This is a genomic window from Methylobacterium sp. Leaf89, assembly GCF_001422215.1.
Taxonomy (GTDB): Bacteria; Pseudomonadota; Alphaproteobacteria; order Rhizobiales; family Beijerinckiaceae; genus Methylobacterium.
This window is the reverse complement of record NZ_LMML01000028.1, coordinates 80,207-95,191: the sequence shown is the minus strand read 5'-3', so window position 1 is coordinate 95,191 and position 14,985 is coordinate 80,207. Positions and strand designations below refer to the sequence as shown.

Sequence of the window (14,985 nt, the reverse complement as noted above, 5' to 3'; positions counted from 1 at the left end):
CACGACGCCGGTCCGCGCGATCCTACCAACACCCGCGCCCGGCCGCGAGGCTTCGTTCATGGGAACGCCCGACAAGGGCAAGCGTCCCGCCGCCGCAGGCCATAACCTGTTCTTAACCTTGATGCCGGAATGGGGCGGCGCGGTGGCGCGGCGCCTCCGAACACGGCGCGGCGTCATGCCGTGCGCCGGCAACGCTTGCTCCCGGGGCCGCGTTGCGGCACAGGGGCAGATCATCCGGATCCTCGCCGCTCCCAGCCCAAGGTGTTCCCCATGCGGGACCGCTCGGCCGCGCGTTCCCCGACGCCGCAGGCCTTCCCCGAAACCATCCGTTCCGATCCCCAGACCGCTCCGACCGTGGAGCCGTTCTGGCGGACGAAGAGCCTGGAGGCGATGTCGCCGGCCGAGTGGGAGAGCCTGTGCGACGGATGCGGCCGCTGCTGCCTCCTCAAGCTCGAGGACGAGGATACGGCGGAAGTCTATCACACCGATGTCGGCTGCACCCTCCTCGACGGCCATGGCTGCCGCTGCCGCGACTATGCGCGGCGCCAGAAGCGCGTGCCCGATTGCGTGCGCCTGACGCCCGAGGCGGTGCGCACGATCCCGTGGCTGCCACCGACCTGCGCCTATCGACTGATCCGCGAGGGCCACGATCTCTACGCCTGGCATCCGCTGGTCTCGGGCCGCGCCGCCAGCGTGCACGAGGCCGGCATCTCCGTGCGCGGCCGCGTCTCCGGCAACGAGGAGGAGTTCACAGCCGACGAACTCCTCGATCGGATCGTGACCTGGCCCAATCGCACGCCGGAGACCGAGGACGACGCAGAATAGGCGTGGCCTCAGGCGTCGAGCATTGAGGGGACGGCATTCTCGGCGATGATCCGGCGGGCCTCGGCCGCGTCGCGATGCATCTGGGCGATCAGGGCCTCCGCTCCGTCGAAGCGGACCTCGCCGCGGAGATAGTCCAGGAACTCCACCGCGATCGTCTGGCCATAAAGGTCGCCGGAGAAATCGAACAGGTTGACCTCGAGGAGCGGGGCGCCGTCGTCGAAGGTCGGGCGCCGGCCGTAGCTGGCGACCCCGTTTTTCACCCGACCGTCGGGCAGGCGCGCTCGCACCGCGTAGATGCCGTGGGCGAGGTTGCAGGCGGGCAGCGCCACGTTGGCGGTGGGATAGCCGAGGGTACGTCCACGCTTGTCGCCGTGGCGGACCTCGCCGGAGACGAACCAACGGTAGCCAAGGAGCGCGTTGGCCCGCGTCACCGCACCCTCGGTGAGGGCAGCCCGGATCGCGCTCGACGAGACCGGCTCCGCCCCCGTGCTCAGGGCGACAGGGGGGATGATCCGGCAACTCAGGCCCGCCTGCGTGCAGAGATCGGCGAGGACCATCGGCGTGCCCTCGCGGCCCCGGCCGAAATGGAAATCGTGGCCGATGACGACGCCCGCCACCCCGAGGTCGCGCACCAGCAGCCCCTCGACGAAGTCGCGCGCGCCGGTTCCCGCCAGGGTTGCGTCGAAGCGGCGCACGATGAGTCCGTCGAGGCCGAGATGGGCGAAGACGACCTCCTTGGCTTCCGCGTCGGTGAGACGGAACATGGGGAGATGTGGCGCGAAATAGGCGCGCGGATGCGGCTCGAAGGTGAGGACGACCGCCGGGCGGCCGGCCGCCTGCGCGGTCTCGCGCACGGCGGCGATCAGGGTCCGATGACCGAGATGCACCCCGTCGAAATTGCCGATCGCCGCGATGGCTCCGGCGATCACGGGCGGCACCGGCTCGTCCTCGCGGCAGATCGTGAAGCGTCGCTCGTGCGCGGATGCGGCGGGCGGGACGGCGGATTCGTCGCCAGGCGACATCGGATCTCAGGAGTTGCAGCGGTCGGGGACGGGTGCTGTGGCGGCGGAACCTGTCGAAAACCGGTCTGGGGGTCAAGCGCGCGGGCTGAGCGCGGAGGTCGCGGTACGGCCCGCTCCCGCCTGCGCGCGCCGCGCCTTCGCCGCCCGTCGCCCGACGTAGAGCAGCACGCCCGTAACTAGGAAGAGCGGCATCAGCAGGGCTGCGACGAGGAAGATCGGTGGCCCGAGGAGTCCGAAGATGCGCCCGCTGTGCACGTCGAGCATGTTGCCGGCGATGCGGGCGCCGAGCGGACGCTCGCCGCCGATCTCGCGCATGAGGATGCGCCCGCTGGTCGCCTCGATCCGTATGTCGTCGCGCCAGCCGTTCCGGTTCTCGGAGCGGATGCGCACGAGCCCGGCGGGGCCGGCGGGCAGGAGCAGGGTGGCACGGAGGAACTGCCCGTCCTGTGCGGTACGGAAGGCCGCCCAGGCCGCGTCGAGGGACGGCGCCCCCGCGCTGCCCAACCCCACCTCCTTGCGACTGCCCCCGCCTGCAGCCTCGCCATTCGTTGCAGAGTCCCTCCGGCCGGCGGGCAGCCCGTTCGCCTTCGTCGCCGGCGGCTTGCCATCGGCCATCCGGGTGATGGTCTCGCCCCGGGTGAGGAGGGTGGTGACGACCTCGCGATAGCCGTCGAAGGACCACCACAGCCCGCTCAGGGCGATGACGAGGTAGACCGGCAGCACCCAGGTGCCGGCCACCGCGTGCAGCGACCAGTAGGTCGGCCGGCCCCATTGCCGGAGATGGGGCTTCAGCCAGATCCGCAGCGACATCACCTTCGGCCAGCGCAGGTAGAGACCGGTGCAGAGGAGGACGAGGAGCGCGAGGACGCTCGCGCCGGTCAGGGGCCGGCCCCAGCCCTTGCCGTCGCCGGGCAGGAGCAGCCAGCGATGCAGGCGCCGGATGGTCGCGAAGGCCTCCTCCGTCCGGGCCGAGCCGCGCACCGTGCCGTCATAGGGGTCGAGATAGAGGGAGGGCGGCCGCAGGCCGGTGGCGGGATCGCGCCCGAGCCGGACCATCGCGGCGGTGGCAGCCTCGGCCGAGAGCGTCAGGTTCGCCACCGGGTCGGAGCGCTGGGCATGGAAGCGGGCCAGGAGGGCATCCGGCGCGAGCGGATCCTCCGCCCGGCGGGCGACCCGGATCAGGTCCGCGTCGAAGGCCTCGCCGATGGCGTCCTCGTAGCTGAGGAGCGCACCGGTGACGCCCGCCACGGTCAGGATCAGCCCGGCCCCCAGCCCCAGCAGCCAGTGCAGCTGGAACAGGACGGCGCGCAGGTGCCTCACCACGCCACCCGCGCGGTCACCAGGGCCTGGAAGGGCTCGCCCACCGCCACCAGCAGGTTGCTGCCCCCCGACGAGGGATAATAGGTGCGGTCGAACAGGTTCTTGAGGTTGAGCTGGAGCGTGGTCGCCAAGCCGTTCACCTCGGTGCTGTAGGCGAGGAACGCGTCGCAGACGACGTGGTCGGGCAGGGCGAAGCTGTTGGCGGCGTCCCCCGGCCGGGCGCCGACGTAGCGCGCCCCGAAACCGGCTTCCAGGAAGCCGGCGCCCAGCCGCGTCGCGCCGAACTCCGTTGCCTCGGCGATGGCACCGAACTGATGCGTGAGGAAGGCCGAGGCGGTGACCCGCGGGGTGTTGAGGAGCTGCTTGCCCACCAGCACCGGGTCCTGGGTCACCTCCGCCTGGGTGAAACCGTAGCTTGCGATCACCGCCCAGTCGGGCAGGATCTGGCCGGCGACGTCGAGCTCGAACCCGCGCGAGCGCACCTTGCCGGCGGTGGTCGCCACGGTGAGGCCCTGGCCGTTGACCTGCGTCACCAGCACGTTCGCCTTGTCGATGTCGAACATCGCCCCCGTCACGGTCAGCCCGGCGGCGAGGTCCGCCTTCACCCCGACTTCGATGGAGTCTCCCTCCTCGGGCGGCAGGGCGCCGACGATGTTGGCCAGCGAGGTGTTGGGTTTGAAGGACTGCGAATAGCTCCCGTAGAGCGAGAGGGTGGGGGCGAGCTTGTAGACGAGGCCGACCCGCGGCAGGACGCGCACCCCGTCGATGTCGGTGTAGGCCACCGCCGGCGTCCCCTTGGCGCCGAATTGGTCGAAGATCTGCGTGCTGACCCCGGCGACCAGAATCCACTGGTCGCTGAGGTGCAGGGAGTCCTGCAAATACACGCTGGTATTCACTAAGCGTTCGCGCAGGTTGCTGTCGGCGGGCGAGATCACCGGCACCGCCGCGAGGGTGCCGTAGACCGGCCGGAACGGGTCGAACCCCGCCCGGTTCGGACCCCGGATGATGTCGGGCCGGCCGTAATCGATGTTCTCGTAAGTGACGCCGGCCAGGAGGTCGTGGCGCAGACCGGCGGTGTCGAAGCTGCCGGTCAGGTCGAGGCGGGCGACATGCGCATTGAAGTCCGCGTTGCGGGTGCCGTCGGCCCGGCGGGTGAGGAGGCCTCTGGCCGGAAGATAGGTGACCGGCCGGATCTGGTCCTCGTCGTAGCCGAGATGGGAGTAGGTGTAGCCGAAATGCAACGTCCAGGCGTTGTCGAAGCGGTGGTCGACATCGAGGGTGGCGAGATGGCTGGTGGCCTCGTGCTGGCTCGAGCGCTCGTCGAAGCGCCGGTCGCGCGGTACCCGCAGGGGCCGCCCGGTGGTGGGATCGAAGATCGTGCCGCGGTCGTAGGGCACGCGGTAGTGCCCGAATTCATACCCCACCGTCACGGTGGTGTCGTCGCCCTTCCAGGTGAGGGAGGGGGCCACGACCTGGCGGCTGAGATGGCCGAAGTTGCGCCAGTAGGCGTAGCTCTGGATGTCGGCCACCATCCGGTAGGCGAGGTTGGTGCCCGCGATGGGGCCGGTGAGGTCGCCCTGGACCAAGCCGCCGTCGAAGCTCGTCCCCGTGAGGTTGAGGGAGCCGTGCTGCGTGAAGTCCGGCCGCTTCGAGACGAGGTTGATCAGCCCGCCCGGGTCGGTGATGCCGTAGAGGAGCGAGGCCGGGCCCTTGAGCACCTCCACCCGCTCGATGGCGTAGCTGAAGTTCTGCTGCAGCACGGTGCGCCGGCCATCCCGCAGGATCGAGTCGTCGCGGAAGGTGCCGAAGCCGCGCCGGACCACGGCCTCCTGCGTGCCGCCGACGCTGTTGGTCTGGGCGATGCCGCTGACGTTGCGCAGGGCCTCGTCGAGGGAGATCACGCGCTGGTCGCGCAGCACCGCGGCGGAGACCACGGCGATGTTGGCCGGCGTGTCGAGGAGGGCGGTGTCGGACCCCGCCCCGAAGGTCGAGCGTTTGGGCTGGTAGCCGACGGTCGCGAGTCCGTTGCCGAGGCCGGCGACGCTGAGTTCCTCGAGGGTGACGGTGGACGGCGCCTCCTGCGCCGAACTCGCACCGGCGGACAGCAGCCAGAGGGCGCCCCCGGCCAACCGGCGGTGCCGGGACGGATGGCGGGAGGTTCGGGCGGCGCGCGGCATATCGGTTCTCGGACGAAGCAGAAGCTTCGCCGTAGTGCGCTGCAACATCATTTGCAAGATGTCGTTTAAAGATTAGAACCGCTAAAAGGAATGAACATGCATAGCTTAGACAGGATATACATGGTCGATCATAAGAAGAAGGCTCATGTGTTCAGTCCCGTCGCGGGGGCGATCGGCAGCGAAGGGCCTGCTTGACCCGGCGGTCCCGCGCTCACATCCCTGTCCGATCATGACGAGCCCGCGCGAATCCCCCGGACGGCATCATCTCTGGCGCCCCTACACGCAGATGCAGGGGGCGGCCCCGCCGCTGGAAGCCGTGCGCACGCACGGGTCGCGCATCGTCCTCGCCGACGGGCGCGAGCTGATCGACGGCATCGCTTCCTGGTGGACGGCGGCCCATGGCTACAACCATCCCCACATCCGGGCGGCCGTGGCCGCGCAGCTCGAGACGATGCCGCACGTGATGTTCGGGGGGCTCACCCACGCCCCGGCGGAGCGGCTGGCGGCACGCCTCGCGGCCCTGCTGCCCGGCGACCTCGACCACGTCTTCTTCACCGATTCCGGCTCGGTGGCCGTGGAGGTCGCCCTGAAGATGGCGGTGCAGATGTGGATCAACAGGGGGGTGGTCGGGCGCACCCGCATCCTGGCCTTCCGCGAGGGCTATCACGGCGACACCCTCGGGGCGATGTCGGTCTGCGACCCCGACGAGGGCATGCACCGGCGCTTCGGCGCCTACCTGCCGACCCAGGTCTTCTGCGACCTGCCCCGGACGGCGGCGCAGGTCGCCGCCCTCGACGCGACCCTGGCGGCCGCGCGCGAGACCCTGGCGGCGGTGATCGTCGAGCCCCTGGTCCAGGGGGCCGGCGGCATGCGCATGCACCCCCCCGAGGTGCTGGCGACCGTCGCGCGGCTCGCGCGGCGCCACGGGCTGCCGCTCATCGCCGACGAGATCTTCACCGGGTTCGGGCGCACCGGCACCCTGTTCGCCTGCACGCAGGCCGGCATCGTGCCGGACATCCTGTGCCTGTCGAAGGCCCTCACCGGGGGCACGATGGCGCTGGCCGCCACGGTGGCCACGGGGGCCGTGTTCGAGAGCTTCCTCGCCGACGATCCCGCCGCCGCCCTCATGCACGGGCCGACCTTCATGGCCAACCCGCTCGCCTGCGCGGCGGCCAATGCCAGCCTCGACCTGTTCGACCGCGAACCGCGCCTCGATCAGGTCGCGGCCCTCGCGGGGGCCCTGGCGGACGGGCTCGAACCCCTTCGCGGGCTGCCGCACGTCGCCGACATCCGGGTCCTGGGGGCGATCGGGGTGGTGCAGTTCCGCCGGCCCCCCGATCTGGCCGATTTGAAGCGCCGCTTCCTGGCGCGGGGCACCTGGGTCCGCCCCTTCGGCGACATCGTCTACCTGACGCCGGCCCTCACCGTCCCGCCGCAGGATCTGGCCGAGCTTCTCGACGCCATGCGGACGGTGGTGCCGGCGGTCGCCTCCTGACGGCGAGGACCCTGCGTCCGGTGCAACCCACGCCCCCGTCGCTCGTTGGGATGACGTTGCGCTGGCCCCATGTCCAGGATCTCCGGTGTCCCGGATCGCGCCGTGCGGGCCCCCGGGCTTCACGCGAGGATCCCGGTCCCGGGCGGGGCCCGCGGCCAGACAGGCTGGAGGGTGCATCGTGGTGGACGAGGCGAAGGCGAACGACGACCGGCCGGTGATCCTGCTGGTGGAGGACGAGGCCCTGACGATCATGGACCTCGGCGACGTTCTCGAGAATGGCGGCTACGAGACCGTGCAATGCGCCTCGGCCGAACGGGCGCTCGGCATCATCCAGGACCGCCCCGACATCAGCGGCCTGATCACGGACGTCGAATTGTCCGGCAAGACCAACGGCTTCGAGCTTGCCACCGCGGTGTCCGAGGCCCGGCCGCAATTGCCGATCGTCATCGTCTCGGGGCGCGCGGCCCCCGATCCCGAACGGATGCCGAAGGGCGCCAAGTTCATCGCCCGGCCCTGCACCGGCGAGGACATCCTGTCCCAGCTCAAGGGCCTGCTGCCCTGCTGAGGGTCTGAGCGGTCAGCCCGGAGCCTTCCCCCGGGCCCGCCACCACGCGACGGTGTCGTCGAGCCCCCGCGCTACGTCGAAGCGCGGCCGGAACCCCACGGTCTCCGTCAGGATGCGGGTCCCGGCCTCGATGACCGGCGGCTCCGTCGGGCTCAAGGGACGGGCCCCGAAATCCAGGTGCTCGGCGCCCCCGATCCGGGCGGCGAGCCCTTCGAGGAGCGCGCGCACCGGGATCGCCGCCCCGGAGCCGATGTTCACCGGCCCGGGCACGTCCCCCGCCACCAGGGCGGCCAGGGCCGCGGCGGCATCCGCGACGTGCAGGAAGTCGCGGCGCTGGTGCCCGTGCGAGGTCGGGAACGCCGTGCCGGCCGTCAGGGCCCGGATCGCGTCCGACACGAGCCGCCCGCGGCGCTCGCCGGGGCCGTAGAGATAGAACAGCCGCCCCCAGGCGACGCTGAGCGTCTGCGTGGCGGCATAGGCCTCCAGGATGCGCCGCGTGCCGTCCTTGGCGGCGCCGTAGAGCGTCGCGGGCCGGCAGGGCGTCGTCGCCTCCTCGAAGCGGGCCGCGCCCCATTCGTACTCGGCGCAGGTGCCGGCCCCGACGAACCGGCGGCCCCCCGCCGCCGCGAAGGCCTGGGCGAGATCCAGGGTGGCCGCGACCCAGTCGAGGTTGCGCGCCGAGGTCCAGTAGCGGCCGGGCTCCGCATCCCAGGCGAGGTGGAGGAGGTGGCTCGGCCGGATCTTCGCGATCAGCGCGTGCCGTTCCGCGGGCACGAGCAGGTCGGCCGCGTGCCAGGTCGCCTCCGCCGAGGGGCTGCGACCGACGCCGTGAACCTCGAATCCGCGCGCCCGCAGGGCCGGCACGGCGTGGCGGCCGACGAAGCCGGCCGCCCCCGTGACGAGGACGCGCTCCCTCACCGCACCCAGTCGGGGTAGGCGAGATCGCGCGCGGCGATCACCGTGACGGGCTCCGGCCAGGCGACGTCGAGGCTCGGATCGTTCCAGCGCAGGCCCTGGGCGCTGCCGGCCACGTAGGGGCGGTCGATCATGTAGAGCACTTCCGCGTCGTCGCTGAGCGCCTGGAAGCCGTGGCCGAAGCCCACGGGAATGTAGAGGGCGTGGCGGTTCCCGGCGCTGAGTTCGGTCCCGTAGGCCTGGAGGTAGGTGGCCGAATCCGGCCGCAGGTCGACGAGGACGTCGTGGATCGCGCCGGCCGTGCAGCGCACGAGCTTGGTTTCCGCGTGGGGCTCCGCGGCGAAGTGCAGGCCCCGCACGGTGCCGCGCCGGGCATTGTAGGAGATGCTGGACTGCGCGAAGGCGCCGATGAGGCCCCGCGCGGCGAAGTCCTCCGCGCAGGCGGTGCGGGCGAAGAAGCCGCGCGCGTCGGCCTGGGGGTCCGGGACGACCCGGTACGCGCCGGCGAGCGGCAGGGCCTCGAAGCGCATGGGCTCAGAACACCGAGAGCCGTGGGATCGCCGTGACGAAGCGCCCGCCCCAGTCCCGGATGGCGGCCATCTCGCCGGCGATCTCGTCCGTCAGGTTCCAGGGCAGGATCAGGACGTAGTCCGGCCGCTGCGCCAGCAGGGACTCCGGGGAGACCACCGGGATGCGGCTGCCCGGCAGGAGGGTGCCCTGCTTGTGCGGCGAGCGGTCCGCCACGGCCCGCACCAACTCGGGGCCGATGCCGCAGTAATTGAGGAAGGTGTTGCCCTTGGCCGCCGCCCCGTAGGCGCAGACGGTCTTTCCCGTCAGCCGCAGGTCCGCCAGGAAGGCGAGGGTGGCGCACTTGATGCGCACCACGTCCTCCGCGAAGGCGGCGTAGCCGCCCGCATCGAACAGGCCGCCGGCGCGCTCCTCCGCGCGCACCCGGTCCACGGCGGGACCCTGCGGGTGCGCGGCCGCCGCGTGGCAGGCGAAGACCCGGAGGGAGCCGCCATGGGTCGGCCATGCCTCCACGTCGAAGACCCGCAGGCCGTGCGCCTCCAGGATCCCCGAGACGACCCCGAGGGAGAGGTAGGAGAAGTGTTCGTGGTAGATGGTGTCGAACTGGCGCTCCGCGATCATGCGCAGGAGATGTGGGAACTCGAAGGTGGCGACGCCCTCGGGCTTCAGGAGAATTCGGAAGCCCTCCACGAAGTCGTGGATGTCGGGCACGTGGGCCAGCACGTTGTTGGCCGCCATCAGGTCGGCGGCGTGGCCCTCCGCCCACAGGCGCCGGGCGGTCTCCGCCCCGAAGAACGCCACTTCGGTGGGGATGCCGCGCTCGCGCGCCACCGCGGCCACGTTGGCGGCCGGTTCGACGCCGAGGGCCGGGATGCCGCGGGCCACGACGGCGCGCAGCAGGTAGCCGTCGTTGCTCGCCACCTCCACGACCTTGCTGTCCGGCCCGAGACCGAAGCGGGCCTGCATGGCCGCGACGTAGGCCTCCGCATGGGCGAGCCAGCCGGCCGAGAAGCCGGAGAAATAGGCGTAGTCCGAGAAGATCGCCTCCGGCGTCTCGAAGGCCTCGAGCTGCACCAGCCAGCAGGCCTCGCAGACGAAGGCGTGGAGGGGATGGACCATCTCCCCCCGGCCGGCGCGCTCGACCGGCACGTAGGCGTTGGCCAGGGGCGACAGGCCGAGATCGGCCACGCTCCGGTGCAGGGGCGCCCCGCAGGCGCGGCAGCTTCGGGTCGGGGTCGGGGTCGGAGTCGTCATGCGGCGAGCGCCTCGTAGGCGCCGATCTGCGCCAGGGTCAGGTCGCGGGCGCACGCCCCGCCGGCCTGCGCCCGGTGCCAGGCCGCGGTCCAGGCGAGCGCCGCGTCGAGGCGCAGGCGCCGGTCCCAGCCGAGATGGGCGCGGGCCTTGGCCGAATCGACCTTGAGGAAGGTCGCCTCGTGCGGATGGATCGCCGCCGACAGGTGCCACAGGGCCTCGGAGCCCCAGGCCTGGGCGAGTTCGTCGACGAGATGGGCCACCGGCCGGCAATCCTCGTCGGCCGGGCCGAAGTTCCAGGCCTCGGCGTAGCGCGGCCCGTCCGCCCCCGACAGGCATTCGGCGAGGCGGAGATAGCCGCTCAGGGGCTCGAGCACGTGCTGCCAGGGCCGCGTCGCGTGGGGCGCGCGGATCTCCACCGACTCGCCCCGCGCGAAGGCGCGGACGATGTCGGGCACGAGGCGGTCCTCCGACCAGTCGCCGCCGCCGATGACGTTGCCCGCCCGGGCGGTGGCGACCCGGCAATCCCGTTCCCTGAGGAACGAGGCCCGGTAGGCCGCCGCCACCAGCTCGGTGCAGCCCTTCGAACTGCTGTAGGGGTCGTGGCCGCCCAGCGCCTCCGTCTCGCGGTAGCCCCAGGCCCATTCACGGTTCGCGTAGGCCTTGTCGCTCGTCACCACCACCACGGCCCGGACGGAGGGCGTCGCCCGCACCGCCTCCAGCACGTGGGCGGTGCCCATCACGTTGGTGGCGTAGGTGGCCAGCGGATCGCGGTAGGCGGCGCGCACCAGGGCCTGGGCGGCCATGTGGATGACGATCTCGGGGGCGGTGGCGGCCAGGCACGCCCGGACTGCCGCCGCGTCGCGGATGTCGGCGAGGTGCGAGTCGAGGCCGCGGCCGATGCCGGCCGTGGCGAACAGGCTCGGGGTGGTCTCGGGGGCCAGCGCCAGCCCGCTCACCCGGGCGCCCAGGCGTTCCAGCCACAGGCAGAGCCAGCCGCCCTTGAAGCCGGTATGGCCCGTGACGAGCACCCGTCGCCCGGCCCAGAAGGCGGGATCGGGATTCGGGTCGCGCGTGCGCGGCAGGGGGAAGGGCGAGGGCTGCACGCTCTGAAACGATCTCCGGTGGGGCGCCAGACTACCAGCACTTCCAGGGCGGCGCGTCCCCCGCCCACAGGGCTTCGAGGTGGTTCTTGTCGCGCAGGGTGTCCATGGCCTGCCAGAAGCCCGCATGGACGTAGGCCGCGAGCTGCCCGTCGGCGGCGAGGCCCTCCAGGGGCTCCGCCTCCCAGACGGTGGCGTCGCCCGCGATCCGGTCGAGCACCCGCGGCGAGAGCACGAAGAAGCCGCCGTTGATCGTCGCCCCGTCCCCGGCGGGCTTCTCCCGGAAGCGCCGCACCGTGCCGTCCTCCAGCTCCAGCGCCCCGAAGCGGCCCGGCGGCGTCACCGCCGTGAGGGTGGCGAGCTTGCCGTGGGCCCGGTGAAAGGCCGCCAGGGCCGTCAGGTCCACGTCGGCGACGCCGTCGCCGTAGGTCATGAAGAAGTCGTCGTCGCCCAGATAGTCCCGCACCCGCTTCAGGCGCCCGCCCGTCATCGTGGTCTCGCCGGTCTCGATCAGCGAGACGCGCCAGTCCTCGGCGGTGCTGCGGTGGAAGTCCACGTGGCCGCGCCCGATGTCCACGGTCACGTCGGACAGGTGCAGCCGGTAGTTCAGGAAGAACTCCTTGATGACGTAGCCCTTGTAGCCGAGGCAGATCACGAATTCGCGCACCCCGTGGGCGGCGAAGATCTGCATGATGTGCCAGAGGATCGGCCGGCCGCCGATCTCCAGCATGGGCTTGGGGCGGATCACCGTCTCCTCCGAGAGGCGCGTGCCGAGACCGCCTGCGAGGATGACTGCCTTCATGGATTCCTGAGCGGTCTTCGGAAGGTCCTGGTGCGGGAACGGCCGCGCTGCGGGCGCGTGCGCCCCGTCGCGCAACGCTTAATCGAGGGGTTGCCCTTCGTCCAGGCGCGGGGACGGACGGGCCGTTTAGCCGACTTTTCCCGCCCGCTCGGGCTCCCGGGCGGGGCGCTGTCATCGCAGCTTCATACGGCCCGGTCATGCCCCGGGACGGAGGGACGTTCCCGGTTGGCGGTGGATGTGCCCGGATTGACCGGCGCGGGCCCATCGTTCGCGGGGTATGAGAGCTGAAGGGCGCGAGCGATGCGGGCGGCTGACGAGCGCGGGAGGGTCGAACCCCACGGGGACCTGACCCGCGCGGTGATGGCGTCGCTCCCCGGGGCGAGCGGTGACAGGGATGGCGAGCGGAGCATGAGCAAGTCCGACAAGCGCCTGCGGCCCCCGGGCGCGAAGAGCGTGGGCTGGGCCCTGGTCCAGGCCGCGCGCCTGCACCGCTCCCGCGTGGGCGACCGGCTAGCCAGCCTCGACCTCTTCGCCGGACAGGAACAGGTGGTCCAGGCGCTCGCCGCGGCCGGGACCATGACGATGGGCGACCTCGCCGCGACCCTGCGGGTGCGTCCGCCGACCGCCTCCAAGACCATCTCGCGGCTGGCGGCCCTGGGATTCGTCGAGCGCCGCGCCGAGGCCGGCGACGGCCGCATCGTCCGCGTGCGCCTCACCGAGACGGGCCTCGCCAAGGCCGCCGCCATCGAGCGGCTGTGGGACGAGGTCGAGGCCGAGCTCCTCGACGGGTTCGACGGCAAGGAGAAGCGCCGCCTGCGCAAGCTCCTGCGCAAGGCCGCCCGCAACCTCGCGGAGGTCTCGGGCGTCACCGGCCACGAGGTCGAGGGCGATTCCGAGATGGACGAGGACGAGGCGGACGGCCTGGCCGTCCCGGGCGCGCTGTAGCGCCGGCGGCCTCCGGACCTGGCGTCCCCCGCACCCGCCTCCTAGAGCGGTCCGGCCTTCGGGGCCTTCGCCTTGCGCATCATGCCGGAGCCCGCATGCACGGCCCGCCGGCGCCGGAACAGGCGCTCGCCGGTCCGCTCCAGGACGAGGGCCAGGCGGGTGGCGGCCCGGTCGAACAACCAGACCGCCGCGCAGATCACGATGGTGATCGCGCAGCCGAGGCCGATCATGAGGCCCAGGATTCCCGGAGCGGGGAGAACCATCAGGCAGACCAGCCCAAACGTGGCCAGCAACGGTATGGTCCGCGTCATGGATGGCCCTCCGCCAAAGACGTTCGGCCGCGAGGATGGACGGACATCGATAAGAATTGGTGCAGGCGACGCGACTCGCCGGCGCGGCCGCAACCGACGGTCGCCATCCGGTTCCGAACCGGGCGGTGCCGTGTCGGCCAGCGATGCTTCAACGCCGTGGCGAACCCGATCCCCACGCAGGTGTGCGCTCCCCCGCGTCTGCTTTAAAGCTCCCCGGTCGCGCCGTTCATACCAGGCGAAACGCCGTCGCGGATCGGGATCACGTCGTTGAGGTCACCACCAGAGGGCGGCGCGCCCACGAACCGGCGCCTGGCCGGCATCGCGCTGATGTGCGGCACGCTGGCGTTCTTCGCCTGCCTCGACGCCTCGGCCAAGACCCTGGCGGGCCTGGGCGTCGATCCGCTGCTCTCGACCTTCATGCGCTACGCGGTGAACGTCGCGCTGGTGCTGGTGGTCCTCAATCCGGTCCGGACGCCCGGGGTGGCGCGGACGAACCGGCTCGCGCTCTAGGTCCTGCGCTCGCTGCTGCTGTTCGGGTCGACGGCCCTCAACTTCCTGGCCCTGCGCCAGCTCCAGCTCGCCGAGACCCTGTCGATCCAGTTCGCGACGCCCCTGATGGTGGCGCTGCTCGCGGGGCCGGTGCTGGGCGAATGGTCGTCGCCGCGCCGCCTGGTGGCGGTGGCGATCGGCTTCCTCGGCGTCCTCGTCATCGTGCGTCCGGGCGTCGGCGCCTTCCAGCCCGCCGTGCTCCTGAGCATCGGCAACATGCTGTGCTACGCGTTCTACGTGCTGACCACGCGCAAGCTCGCGAGCGTCGATTCGACGGCCACGACGGTGTTCTATTCGGGACTGGCCGGACTCGCGCTGATGAGCCCGCTCCTGCCCTGGATCTGGACCACGCCGACGGCGTGGAGCACCTGGGCGCTGCTGATCGGGGTCGGGCTGTTCGGCACCCTCGGGCATTGGCTGCTGGTCCTGGCCCATGCCCGGGCGCCGGCCAACGTGCTGGCCCCCTTCATCTACACCCAGTTGCTCTGGTCGTTGATGCTGGGCTACCTGATCTTCGGCGACGTGCCGAACCGATGGACGCTGATCGGCGCATCCATCGTGATCGGGTCCGGGCTCTATCTCCTGGCCCAGGAGTCCAAGGCCTTGGACTCCCGGGGGCGGCGCCGGCCGGACGGCGCGTGCGCCCCGCGGGATCCCGCATCGCCTCAGCGGTGACGGCGGTGATGGGAGTGGCGGCGGGACTTCATGCGGGTGCGGTAGGCGCGACGGCCCGGATCGATGCCGAGCGCCCCGTTCACGGTTCCCACCGCGCCGCCGACGGCGCCGCCGACGATGCCGCCCACCGGACCGGCGACCCGGTCGCCCTCGGCCGCGCCACGGCGGATGCCGCCCGGCAGGCCCTGCGCTTCGGCCGCGCCCGACAGGGCGAAGGCGGACAGGACGAGGCTGGCGGCGAGCAGAGCTTTTCTCATGGTCGTGTCTCCCAATGACGCCGCGTCTCGGTCACCCCTCGGATCTGGTCCCCGGCCGAAGCCGGACGGCGCCCGAACGCGTGAGGGACAACGGCCGAGCTTGAAAGAAGGTCCCCACGAAAGTTGGTCCGGCATGCCGGCGTCGGAAAGCTCGCTGGTCTCGCGCCTGTACCGCTGCTAGAAGCCGCCGAATGTGCGTTGATGGTGATCCACGCGGGCGGCGCGGCGTGCCGAGCGCCCCCCGG

The 14,985-nt window shown here is 71.8% G+C and carries 14 protein-coding genes and 1 pseudogene; 5 read left to right on the top strand and 10 right to left on the bottom strand.

Annotated elements, in window-relative coordinates; genetic code table 11:
• Positions 1-270 precede the first annotated feature (270 nt).
• Positions 271-825 (top strand): YcgN family cysteine cluster protein, encoded by a 555-nt coding sequence (locus ASF18_RS11680; protein WP_082487431.1) that lies wholly within the window; start codon positions 271-273, stop codon positions 823-825.
• Positions 826-833: 8 nt separating this feature from the next.
• Here the strand turns inward: ASF18_RS11680 and ASF18_RS11675 are convergent, their stop codons facing one another.
• The 3 genes from ASF18_RS11675 to ASF18_RS11665 all read right to left on the bottom strand — a co-directional run bounded on the left by ASF18_RS11675 (position 834) and on the right by ASF18_RS11665 (position 5,344).
• Positions 834-1,847 carry a bifunctional riboflavin kinase/FAD synthetase gene (locus ASF18_RS11675; RefSeq protein WP_056351764.1) on the bottom strand — a complete coding sequence of 338 codons (1,014 nt, stop codon included), beginning with the start codon at positions 1,845-1,847 and terminating at the stop codon, positions 834-836.
• 72 nt (positions 1,848-1,919) lie between these two features.
• A complete protein-coding gene (locus ASF18_RS11670) occupies positions 1,920-3,167 on the bottom strand; it encodes a PepSY-associated TM helix domain-containing protein (RefSeq protein WP_244472676.1) in 1,248 nt (415 codons plus the stop codon).
• On the bottom strand, positions 3,164-5,344 hold the full coding sequence (locus ASF18_RS11665; protein WP_056351759.1) for a TonB-dependent siderophore receptor: 2,181 nt from the start codon (positions 5,342-5,344) through the stop codon (positions 3,164-3,166). The genes ASF18_RS11670 and ASF18_RS11665 overlap by 4 nt, the downstream gene beginning before the upstream one ends.
• 229 nt (positions 5,345-5,573) lie before the next feature.
• Here ASF18_RS11665 and ASF18_RS11660 point away from each other — a divergent pair, with 229 nt between their 5' ends.
• Positions 5,574-6,839 carry an adenosylmethionine--8-amino-7-oxononanoate transaminase gene (locus tag ASF18_RS11660; RefSeq protein WP_056351756.1) on the top strand — a complete coding sequence of 422 codons (1,266 nt, stop codon included), beginning with the start codon at positions 5,574-5,576 and terminating at the stop codon, positions 6,837-6,839.
• 178 nt (positions 6,840-7,017) lie between these two features.
• Complete coding sequence (locus ASF18_RS11655; RefSeq protein WP_244472675.1) at positions 7,018-7,404, top strand: response regulator; 387 nt, start codon at positions 7,018-7,020, stop codon at positions 7,402-7,404.
• Positions 7,405-7,416: 12 nt separating this feature from the next.
• On the opposite strand, the gene ASF18_RS11650 is transcribed toward ASF18_RS11655, so the two are convergent.
• The 5 genes from ASF18_RS11650 to rfbF are packed head-to-tail and all read right to left on the bottom strand — an operon-like array spanning position 7,417 to position 12,003.
• Positions 7,417-8,322 (bottom strand): NAD(P)-dependent oxidoreductase, encoded by a 906-nt coding sequence (locus tag ASF18_RS11650; RefSeq protein WP_056351753.1) that lies wholly within the window; start codon positions 8,320-8,322, stop codon positions 7,417-7,419.
• Positions 8,319-8,849, bottom strand: coding sequence for a dTDP-4-dehydrorhamnose 3,5-epimerase family protein (locus tag ASF18_RS11645; protein ID WP_056351751.1), 531 nt, complete (start codon positions 8,847-8,849; stop codon positions 8,319-8,321). The genes ASF18_RS11650 and ASF18_RS11645 overlap by 4 nt, the downstream gene beginning before the upstream one ends.
• A 4-nt stretch (positions 8,850-8,853) precedes the next feature.
• A complete protein-coding gene (locus ASF18_RS11640; protein ID WP_056351747.1) occupies positions 8,854-10,101 on the bottom strand; it encodes a class I SAM-dependent methyltransferase in 1,248 nt (415 codons plus the stop codon).
• A complete protein-coding gene (gene rfbG / locus ASF18_RS11635) occupies positions 10,098-11,204 on the bottom strand; it encodes a CDP-glucose 4,6-dehydratase (protein WP_244472674.1) in 1,107 nt (368 codons plus the stop codon). The genes ASF18_RS11640 and rfbG overlap by 4 nt, the downstream gene beginning before the upstream one ends.
• Before the next feature lie 31 nt (positions 11,205-11,235).
• Complete coding sequence (rfbF, locus tag ASF18_RS11630) at positions 11,236-12,003, bottom strand: glucose-1-phosphate cytidylyltransferase (protein ID WP_056218330.1); 768 nt, start codon at positions 12,001-12,003, stop codon at positions 11,236-11,238.
• 408 nt (positions 12,004-12,411) lie between these two features.
• Here rfbF and ASF18_RS11625 point away from each other — a divergent pair, with 408 nt between their 5' ends.
• The gene (locus ASF18_RS11625; RefSeq protein ID WP_244472673.1) at positions 12,412-12,948 is read left to right on the top strand and encodes a MarR family winged helix-turn-helix transcriptional regulator; all 537 of its coding nucleotides are present in this window, start codon (positions 12,412-12,414) and stop codon (positions 12,946-12,948) included.
• A gap of 41 nt (positions 12,949-12,989) precedes the next feature.
• On the opposite strand, the gene ASF18_RS11620 is transcribed toward ASF18_RS11625, so the two are convergent.
• Complete coding sequence (locus tag ASF18_RS11620) at positions 12,990-13,259, bottom strand: hypothetical protein (RefSeq protein ID WP_056218327.1); 270 nt, start codon at positions 13,257-13,259, stop codon at positions 12,990-12,992.
• Between the two features lie 252 nt (positions 13,260-13,511).
• Here ASF18_RS11620 and ASF18_RS11615 point away from each other — a divergent pair.
• Positions 13,512-14,483: pseudogene (locus ASF18_RS11615) on the top strand (DMT family transporter).
• On the opposite strand, the gene ASF18_RS11610 reads toward ASF18_RS11615, so the two are convergent.
• Entirely contained in the window at positions 14,474-14,740 is a 267-nt protein-coding gene (locus ASF18_RS11610; protein ID WP_056218320.1) for a hypothetical protein, read from the bottom strand. The pseudogene ASF18_RS11615 and the gene ASF18_RS11610 overlap by 10 nt on opposite strands.
• Positions 14,741-14,985: the final 245 nt, after the last annotated feature.